This window comes from Alkalihalophilus lindianensis (genome assembly GCF_032843265.1).
Classification (GTDB): domain Bacteria; phylum Bacillota; class Bacilli; order Bacillales; family Bacillaceae_D; genus Alkalihalophilus; species Alkalihalophilus lindianensis.
Window position 1 is genome coordinate 1 of the sequence record NZ_JAWJBA010001063.1, and the last position, 234, is coordinate 234.

Consider the following 234-nt stretch of genomic DNA (forward strand, 5'->3'; position numbering starts at 1 on the left):
GTCCGCTCCCATGGCGGCGGGATGGTGCCGCTCTCGGCGTTGATCCGCACGCGCTATGCGTCGGCACCGAAACTGATGGAACGCTTCAACGGCTTCCCCGCGGTGAAGGTCACCGGGAATCCCGCTCCGGGGTTCAGTTCCGGCCAGGCGCTGGCGGCGATGGAAGCGGTGGCGCGCGAGGCGTTGCCCGGCGATTTCTCGTACGCCTGGGCTGGCCAGGCGTTGCAGGAAAAG

1 protein-coding gene is annotated in these 234 nt (G+C 68.4%); it reads left to right on the forward strand.

The annotated features are described in order from the left end of the window. A partial coding sequence (locus tag RYX56_RS25375) for an efflux RND transporter permease subunit (protein WP_317124517.1) occupies nucleotides 1-234 on the forward strand: 234 nt, incomplete at both ends.